Annotated in this window: 8 protein-coding genes, 1 tRNA gene and 1 other annotated feature; of the genes, 4 read left to right on the top strand and 5 right to left on the bottom strand. The window is 67.4% G+C overall.

The window, feature by feature from the left end; translation table 11 throughout:
- Positions 1-455: 455 nt before the first annotated feature.
- Positions 456-767: a transposase gene (locus ABIB14_RS18805; protein ID WP_502909700.1), complete on the top strand. Its 312-nt coding sequence runs from the start codon at positions 456-458 to the stop codon at positions 765-767.
- Positions 734-848, top strand: a sequence feature (AL1L pseudoknot). (Overlaps the previous gene by 34 nt.)
- A 405-nt stretch (positions 849-1,253) precedes the next feature.
- On the opposite strand, the gene ABIB14_RS18365 is transcribed toward ABIB14_RS18805, so the two are convergent.
- The 4 genes from ABIB14_RS18365 to tmk form a co-directional block, all read right to left on the bottom strand.
- Positions 1,254-1,326 (bottom strand) — tRNA-Thr (locus ABIB14_RS18365).
- Between the two features lie 102 nt (positions 1,327-1,428).
- Complete coding sequence (locus ABIB14_RS18360) at positions 1,429-3,027, bottom strand: alpha/beta hydrolase (RefSeq protein WP_354237339.1); 1,599 nt, start codon at positions 3,025-3,027, stop codon at positions 1,429-1,431.
- Positions 3,028-3,088: 61 nt separating this feature from the next.
- Positions 3,089-4,231: a DNA polymerase III subunit delta' gene (locus tag ABIB14_RS18355; protein WP_354237338.1), complete on the bottom strand. Its 1,143-nt coding sequence runs from the start codon at positions 4,229-4,231 to the stop codon at positions 3,089-3,091.
- Positions 4,228-4,896: a dTMP kinase gene (gene tmk / locus ABIB14_RS18350; RefSeq protein WP_354237337.1), complete on the bottom strand. Its 669-nt coding sequence runs from the start codon at positions 4,894-4,896 to the stop codon at positions 4,228-4,230. The genes ABIB14_RS18355 and tmk overlap by 4 nt, the downstream gene beginning before the upstream one ends.
- A gap of 89 nt (positions 4,897-4,985) precedes the next feature.
- Between tmk and ABIB14_RS18345 the strand changes: the two genes are divergently transcribed.
- Together ABIB14_RS18345 and ABIB14_RS18340 are read left to right on the top strand one after the other, a co-directional pair.
- Positions 4,986-6,170 carry a trans-sulfuration enzyme family protein gene (locus ABIB14_RS18345; protein WP_354237336.1) on the top strand — a complete coding sequence of 395 codons (1,185 nt, stop codon included), beginning with the start codon at positions 4,986-4,988 and terminating at the stop codon, positions 6,168-6,170.
- Positions 6,171-6,179: 9 nt separating this feature from the next.
- Positions 6,180-6,536, top strand: coding sequence for a DUF2516 family protein (locus ABIB14_RS18340; RefSeq protein WP_354237335.1), 357 nt, complete (start codon positions 6,180-6,182; stop codon positions 6,534-6,536).
- Position 6,537: 1 nt separating this feature from the next.
- Here ABIB14_RS18340 and ABIB14_RS18335 read toward each other — a convergent pair whose 3' ends face one another.
- Entirely contained in the window at positions 6,538-7,398 is an 861-nt protein-coding gene (locus tag ABIB14_RS18335; protein WP_502909699.1) for a class I SAM-dependent methyltransferase, read from the bottom strand.
- 96 nt (positions 7,399-7,494) lie between these two features.
- Between ABIB14_RS18335 and ABIB14_RS18330 the strand changes: the two genes are divergently transcribed.
- Entirely contained in the window at positions 7,495-8,241 is a 747-nt protein-coding gene (locus ABIB14_RS18330) for a phosphoglyceromutase (RefSeq protein ID WP_354237334.1), read from the top strand.
- Positions 8,242-8,396 lie beyond the last annotated feature (155 nt).

The following is an 8,396-nucleotide window of genomic DNA, read 5'->3' as shown; positions in this document are numbered from 1 at the left end:
ACTTCTATTTTCAAAACCACCGGAGGCTCCATGTCGCCTCCGGATATCCACCCACGCACCTACCACGGGCAGGTCACCTCATTTTCGGACTAGGGCGTAAATACCGAACGTGACGAGGGCAGGAGCAGCGGCGCTGCGATGCTGCGAATTTTCATTGATTCTCCTGTTGATGACATGAGGTCCCGGAAACCGGACAAGGTGAGACTCACGGGCGGCCACTGACAATTTCAGGCCACAAATCAAGTTTGCGGATTCGATTCTGTCCAGATGACGGGCTCAAGGGTCCCTAAGGACTATCTGCCGAGCACGGCGTTTCGTAAGGAGAAACGGAAAAGCCCGCGAGGGCCGACCTGTGAGCGCTAGCCGGTTTAAGTCCAGGCGCCGGAGCGTTGCGGCTCAAACTGAATCGCCCCGGGTGTAGTGGAGGGTGTTGAGTCCTTGAAAGGATGAGCACCATGCCAGCCCCAAAAAAGTATCCCGACGAGCTTCGCCAGAGGACGGTCCGCCTCGTTATGGACGCGCAGGAGGATCCCAAAGACCGGAAGGGTGCCTGCACCCGGATAGGTGCGCAGCTGGGCATCCCGGCAGACACCATCCGTGGCTGGGTGCGTATCGTGGAGACCGATCAGGGCATGCGCCCTGGCACCACCACCGATGACGCGACTCGCCTGGCCGGGCTTGAACGTGAAGTTGTTGAGTTGCGCCGGTCCAATGCGATCTTGAAATCAGCATCCGCTTTCTTCGCGGCGGAGCTCGACCGCCCCTGATCGACGATGATCACTTACATCGACGATCATAAGGACGAATACTTGGTCGAGCCGATCTGCAGAGAGCTGCGGATTGCCCCGTCGACGCTACTAGGGGGAGGAAAGCATGGAGCCTGCGGGAGCTGTATTCCGAGCCGTGGCGCACCTCGGGGTGGCGCAGGCGAGAAACGAGCAGGGATCGAGTCGGCGAATTATCGCAGTCACCCTGGCCGCGGATGCCCGCCGCAACGCGGCCTGCGGTCAGCCTGAGGCAGCCCGCTTTGAACAAACGAGAATGCCTACACGGACAGGTGCTGCGGCGCGCTAATGCCCGGAGTCCTAGAATCCGTCCGTGACCGGGACGAGCGCCAACGTCGAAGTGTGCCACGGCAAAGTGTGAGAACGCCAGGGTGTGCCATAGGTGTGCCCTTGCCTCCCGGACAGCTCGCCTCAACCAACACAAAACCCCGCGGCCCGCTGAAGCAGCGAAACCACGGGTTCTTACCGAGCTTCCTGCCAGAATCGAACTGGCGACCTTCTCATTACGAGTGAGACGCTCTACCAACTGAGCTAAGGAAGCAACCGCGTGAAAACTCGGCGAACCGGGCGGATCATGCAAGAGATAACTGTAATGGAGTCCCCGCGCCCGGGTCAAAATGAGCCGAGCGGGAGCCCGCAGGGATTAACAGATGGTGTTGTCCGCCGGCGTCTTGCCGTCCACGAGGTATCCGTCCACGGCGTTCTCAATGCAGCTGTTGGAACGTCCGTAGGCGGTGTGGCCCTCGCCCTTCCAGGTCAGCAGTGAGGCGGTGCCCAGCTGCTTGCGCAGGGCGCTGGCCCACTCTACCGGCGTCGCGGGGTCCCCGGTGGTGCCCACGACGACGATGTTTGCCGAACCCTTGTACTCGACCGGTGCGGGCGTGCGGATGTTTTTGTAGGGCCAGTCCCGGCAGCTCGTTCCTCCGTAGGCGAAGTAATAGCCCAGCGTGGGGGAGTCCTGCCGAAGTTGCTGCTCCTCGGCGCGCATAGCGGCCGGGTCCGCGGACATCGGGTAGTCGAGGCAGTTGATGGCGGTGAAAGCGAACGTGGAGTTCGCCGAGTACGTCCCGTTCGGCTCCCGGTCCGCGCCGAAGTCGGACAGTCGGAGCATGGGCGACACATCGCCCTTCATCGCGCTGGCCAGGGCCTGGCTGAGCACGGGCCAGTTCGTATCGTTGTAGAACGGCAGGATAAAGCCGCTAACGAACATGGAAGCGTTGACCAGCCGGCCGTCTTTGGCGGTCTCCGGCGTTGCCTCCACCGCCGCGATGATGTCCTGGATCTGTTTGACGGCGTCGTCCGGGGTCCCGGTGAACGGGCAGCCGCTGCCCTGGAGGCATTTGGTTACATAGGCCCGGATCGCCTTCTCGAAGGCCTTCGCCTGGCCGCTGGTCAGTTCCTGGTTGCTCAGCGAGGGGTCGAGGGCCCCGTCCAGCACCATCCGGCCCACATTGTCCGGAAACAGCGAGGCATAGGTGGAACCCAGGAACGTTCCGTAGGAGTAGCCGAGGTAGTTGAGCTTCGTGTCGTTCAGGACGCCGCGGAGGACGTCCAGATCCTTCGCTGCGCTGACGGTGTCCACGTGGGCCAGAACGGGACCGGTTTTCTCGGCGCACTTGGCCGCAATCGCCTTGTTGTCCGCAAAGGCTTCGGCCAGTCCGGCGTCGGTGTCCAGGTTATAGATCTTGGCGCGGGACGCGTCGCGTTCCTGGTCGGTGAGGCACGTAACGGGCGCCGAGCGCTTCACTCCCCGCGGATCGAAGCCGACGACGTCGTAGTTCGTGCGCACCTTCTGCGAAATGTTCGAGGCGCCTGCGTCCCTGACAAAGTCGTAGCCGGAGCCCCCGGGGCCGCCGGGGTTGACCAACAGGCTGCCCTTCTTGTTGCCGCCCTTCGCGGCCAGCTTGAGGGCAGCGAGTTCGATCGTGCCGCCGTCGGGCTTGCTGTAGTCCAGCGGAACTTTAACCTTGGCGCACTGGAAGTCCCCTTCGCAGGGCGACCAGCTGAGCTGCTGGGAGTAGAAGCTCCGCAGCTCGGCGGGCGCCGCGGCGGCGATCGACGGGTCCGGCTGGGCGGCCGCGCCCTTCGAGCCCCCGTCACCGGAACCGAAAACTGTGCAAGAAGACAGTGCCAGGGCCACCGCCAGGCCCAGCGCCGGGGCGGCGGCCGCCCGCACCCTGCGCCCCACGGGTCGGCGCCCCACGGGTCGGCGGCCTGCGGGCCGTGGCGGTGCTGGCGTCATGAGGATCTCCTTGCGAGCTGAAATTCTGCGGGTCGAGGCGGGTCGAGCGTTTGCTGTCGAGTCAGACCAGGCTGGTGGCCATGGACTCTATCGCCAGCAGCGGGGCGACGTTGGAGCTGGTGATCCGGGTGCGGGCCTTATTAATCGCGTCCATGCGGGCAAGGGTCACCTCGGCGGCGGAACGTCCGGCAAATTCCTGGAGTTCGTTCCTGAGCTCTATGTTGACCAGTTCAACGGCGTTCCCCATCTGAATGATCAGCACATCCCGGTAAAAGGACAACAGGTCGGTCAGCGTGCGGTCAAGGGAGTCGGTCACGGAGCGCTTGGCGCGCCGCTTCTGGTCGTCCTCGAGCTGTTTGACCTGGCCGCGCATGGCAGGCGGGAGCGGACCGCTTTCGGGGGCACCGAGGGTGGCCAGTAGTGAGGCCTTCTCCGCGGCGTCGCGCTCGTCATTGGAGCTGTTGGCCTCCTCGGTGGCGATCTTGACCAGCTTGTCCGCCATCATCACGGCCGCGGTGACGCCGCGCAGCTGCAGCGGGAACCGCACAGTCTCCAGCCGGCGCTCCCGGGCCTCCGGGTCCCGGGCCAGCCGGCGGGCGATCCCGACGTGGCTTTGCGCGGCCCGGGCGGCGCGTTCGGCGACGTCCGGGGCGACGCCGTCGCGCTTGACCAGCAGCGCCGCGACGTCGGCGGCCGGCGGGAGCCGCAGCGCCACCGGACGGCAGCGCGAGCGGATGGTGACCAGTACGTCCGCCGGGGACGGGGCGCACAACATCCAGATGGTGCGCGGGGTGGGTTCCTCGATGGCCTTGAGCAGCACGTTGGTTGTGCGCTCCGCCATGCGGTCCGCGTCCTCGACGACGATGATCCTCCACCGGGCGGAGGACGGCCGGTTGCCCGCGGTCGAGACCAACTCGCGCGCCTCATCGATGGTGATCGTGACCTTTTCAGTCCGCACGAACGTGACGTCGGAGTGCGTCTCGCCCACGATGGTCTGGCAGGCCGCGCATTCGCCGCAGCCCCGCCTGGCCACGTCGTCCTGGTCGCAGTTCAACGCTGCGGCGAAGGCCTTCGCGGCGTTGGACCGGCCGGAACCCGGCGGGCCGGTGAACAGCCACGCATGCGTGAGCCCGTCGCCCTCCGCGGCCTCGCGCAGTTGGGCAACGACGGCGGCCTGGCCCTGAAGATCGTCCCAGACACTCATGCCGAGCTGCCCTGGCGGAGCGCGAGCAGTGCCGCGACCCGCTCCAGGATCTGGACGGCCAGCTCCTGCACGGGCAGGTCCGCCGCGAGGACCAGGTACTTCTGCGGCCGGGCCGCGGCCAGCGCCAGGAAAGCGGCGCGGATCCTGGCATGGAATTCGTCGGCCTCGGATTCGAGCCGGTCCTCCGCGGCGTTCCCCGTGGTCCGCCGTCGCCGGCCGTCGGCGGGGTCGACGTCGAGCAGCACCGTGAGGTCCGGCTGCAGGCCGGAGGTGGCCCAGTCATTGATCCCGGCCACAGCTTCCGTGCCGAGGTGCCGGCCGGCACCCTGATAGGCCACCGAAGAATCGACGTAACGGTCGGTGAGGACCACCTCTCCCCGCTCCAGTGCGGGACGGAGGACCTGGGTGGCGTGGGCGGCGCGGGATGCCGCAAAGATCAGGGCCTCGGTGTGGGCGTCGATGTGGCCGTGGCCATGGTCCAGCACCAGGGACCGCAGTTTCTCGCCGATCGGCGTGCCGCCCGGTTCCCTGGTCCGCAACACCGTTAGCCCGCGCGACTCGAGTGCCCCGGCGAGTTCCGCCGCCTGGGTGGACTTGCCGGCACCGTCGCCGCCCTCAAAGGCAATGAACAGGCCGCGGAACGGTCCGGGAGTCTGGGTAGTCACTGCTCTAGCCTACCGACAATCACGGACACAATGGGGTCTGCCCGTAACGCCGCACGGGCCCGGCCGGGCTGCCGAAGTACCCTGTCACCATGAGTCTTTCCGAAGAACAGGCAGCCTCGCTCTCCGCCGAAACCGTGGTGGTGGCCGCGGGCCGTCCGTCGCGTGACCGCGACGCCCCGGTCAACCCGCCGATCGTGCTGTCCTCGACCTATTTCGGCACCGGCCCGCTGGGTCCCGGCGACCGCGGCTACGGCCGGTATGCCAACCCCACCTGGGACCCGTTCGAGCAGGCCTTGGCGCAACTCGAAGGCGCCGCGCTGCCCGGCCTGCTGTACGCCTCGGGCCTCGCCGCCGTCAGTTCTGCGCTGTCCCTGTTGCCGGCCCAGGGGGTCCTGGTGATGCCGTCGCACAGCTACGCCGGCTCGCTGGTAATGGCGACGGAACTGGCGCAGAAGGGCGCGCTGGAATTGCGCACCGTGGACATCACGGACACCGACGCCGTGCTGGCGCAACTGGCCCCCGCCGACGGAAGGCCCGCCAGCATGCTGTGGCTGGAGAGCCCCACCAACCCGATGCTTGGCGTCGCGGACATCCGGGCGCTCACCACGGCGGCACACTCGGCCGGAGCCCTGGTGGTCACCGACAACACCTTCTCCACCCCGCTCGTTCAGCAACCCCTCAGCCTGGGCTCCGACGTCGTCCTCCACTCTGTGACGAAGTACCTGTCCGGCCACTCCGACGTCGTGCTGGGCGCCCTGGTGACGTCCGACGCCGAGCTGCACGCCAGCTTGCTGCACCACCGCACCATCCACGGCGGCATCGCCGGCCCGTTCGAGGCATGGCTCGCGTTGCGCGGGCTGCGCACCCTTGCCCTGCGGATTGAGCGTTCGCAGGCCTCCGCAGCGGTGCTCGCGGAACGGCTCAGCCGGCACCCGCGGGTCGGCAGCATCCGGTACCCGGGACTCGACTCGGACCCGGGACACGAGCGGGCCAAGGCGCAGATGAAGGGCTTCGGGTCCGTGCTGTGCATCGAAATGGCGCCGTCAGGCGGCCTAAACGGTGCGGACGCCGCCGACCGGATGATCCAAGCCCTGCAGCTGTGGCTGCCGGCCACCTCCCTGGGCGGGGTGGAATCGCTGATCGAGCGGCGCCGTAGGCACACGGCAGAGCCGGCCAGTGTGCCGGAGAACTTGGTCCGCCTCAGCGTCGGGATTGAAAACGTGGAGGACCTGTGGGCCGATTTGCAGCAGGCGTTGGAAACGCTGGACGGCTAGGCTGGGGGCATGGACGGAAGAAATCTGGTTGTGTTCGCCGACTTCGGCATCAGCGTGGTCATCTTGCTCATTTCCCTTGGCCTGGAGATCTGGGCGTTCTCCGATTGTTTGCGCCACAAGGCCAACGCCTTCGAGGCTGTTTCCAAGCGGACGAAGACCTTCTGGCTGGCGCTGACCGGTGGGGCCCTCGCCGTCGGGGCCCTCGCCGTCCTAACCTACCGTGGCGGCAGCCCGGTCAACGCGCTGGGGCTCTTCGGCCTCGCAGCCGTCACTGCGGCATCCGTCTATCTCGCCGACGTCCGCCCCGCAGTCAAGGACGCCGGCCGCGGCGGCAGCCGCAACATGGGCCCCTACGGCCCCTGGTGACCTAGCTGCCCGGCGCGACGGCTTGCCAGGCGACGGTCAGCTCACCCAGGCGCCAGCGCGCCGGACCGTCCTGCACGGGCCAGCCACCGTCGCGCAGCGCCTGGCACATGGCCGTCCAACGCTGCCGGTTCCCGAACGAGGCCAGCGGCGCCGCCTCCAGCCAGGCCTGGTCCAGGGCCTGCAGGTAGGTATGAATCTTCTCCCCGGGGACGTTCCGGTGGATGAGCGCCTTGGGCAGCCGTTCGGCGATCTCGGACGGCAGCTCGAAGCCGCCGAAGCGCATGGAAAGGCTCAGGCTGAGCGGCCCCCCGGCGTCGAGCGCCACCCACGTGACCCGGCGTCCGATCTCGTCGCAGGTACCGTCGATGAATAGCCCGCCGGGAGCCAGCCGGCCCCGCACCAGCCGCCAGATGGCGGGGACGTCCGCTTCCTCGTACTGACGCAGCACGTTGAAGGCCCGCACCAGCAACGGCCGGCCCTGTACCGGAAGCTCGAAGCCGCCCAGCTGGAAACTCAGTCCTGGATGCTCCAGCGGCTTGGCCTGCCGGACCCGCTCCGGTTCGATCTCGATCCCCACCACGTGCACGTCGGCCCGGATGCCTGAGAGCCGGTCGAAAAGTTCGACGGCGGTGGCCGGGGACGCGCCGTAGCCGAGGTCCACCACCAGCGGATCTTCGGCGATCCGCAGCCGCCAGGCCTGGGGGCCGGTGAGCCACCGATCCACCCGCCGCATCCGGTTGGGGTTGGTGGTTCCGCGGGTCACATTGCCCACCGGGCGGTCTGCGCGCGACGTACTGGCGGAGACGCCCTGCGCCCCGCCCTGGGTCCGGGGGGACAGCACCCGCTTCGCCTTCTGCACCACACGCCAACCCTATCCTTCGGCCCGGACTCTCAACGGTGTGGACCCCGCCCTGTAACGCAGGGCAAGGTTCGCGGGTGCTCGGCTAGGATAAAAAACATGACTTACAAGCTGATTCTGCTGCGCCACGGCCACAGCGAATGGAACGCCAAGAACCTGTTCACCGGCTGGGTGGACGTCGACCTGAATGAGCAGGGCCGTGCCGAGGCAGTGCGCGGCGGCGAGTTGCTGGTGGAGAACGACGCCCTTCCGGACATCGTCTACACGTCGCGGCTGAAGCGGGCCATCAACACCGCGAACCTCACCCTGGAGAAGGCGGACCGGGGCTGGATCGACGTCAAGCGCGACTGGCGCCTCAACGAACGCCACTATGGCGCGCTCCAGGGCAAGGACAAGGCCCAGACCCTGGCCGAATACGGTGAGGAGCAGTTCATGACCTGGCGCCGGTCCTACGACACCCCGCCGCCGCCCCTCGCGGACAACTCCGAGTTCTCCCAGGCGGGGGATCCCCGCTACCGAGACCTCGGCGACGCAATGCCGCGCACCGAGTGCCTCAAGGACGTCCTGGTCCGGCTGCTGCCCTACTGGGAGTCCGACATCAAGGAAGACCTTAAGTCCGGCAAGACCGTGCTGGTCACTGCGCACGGCAACTCGCTGCGGGCGCTGGTCAAGCACCTCGACGGCATCAGCGACGCGGACATCGCCGGCCTGAACATCCCCACCGGTATCCCGCTCGTCTACGAACTGGACGAGGAATTCAAGCCGCTGAACCCGGGCGGTACCTACCTCGACCCCGAGGCCGCGGCCGAGTCCATCAAGGCAGTCGCAAACCAGGGCAAGAAGTAGCGCCCTTCGCATCGCTGCTACGACGACGGCGGGGGGGGGCCCCCCCCCCCGGGGGGGGGCGCGCGGGCGGGCGGGGGTTTTATACCGCGCCGGGGGCGCGGGGGGGGCTTGGGGGCGGCGGGCCCCCCCCCGGGGCCACCGAAGGGAGCGAGTCG

Source organism: Arthrobacter sp. UYEF3 (assembly GCF_040546245.1).
Taxonomy (GTDB): domain Bacteria; phylum Actinomycetota; class Actinomycetes; order Actinomycetales; family Micrococcaceae; genus Arthrobacter.
The sequence above is the reverse complement of the archived record's forward strand: the minus strand, read 5'-3'. Positions and strand labels throughout refer to the sequence as shown.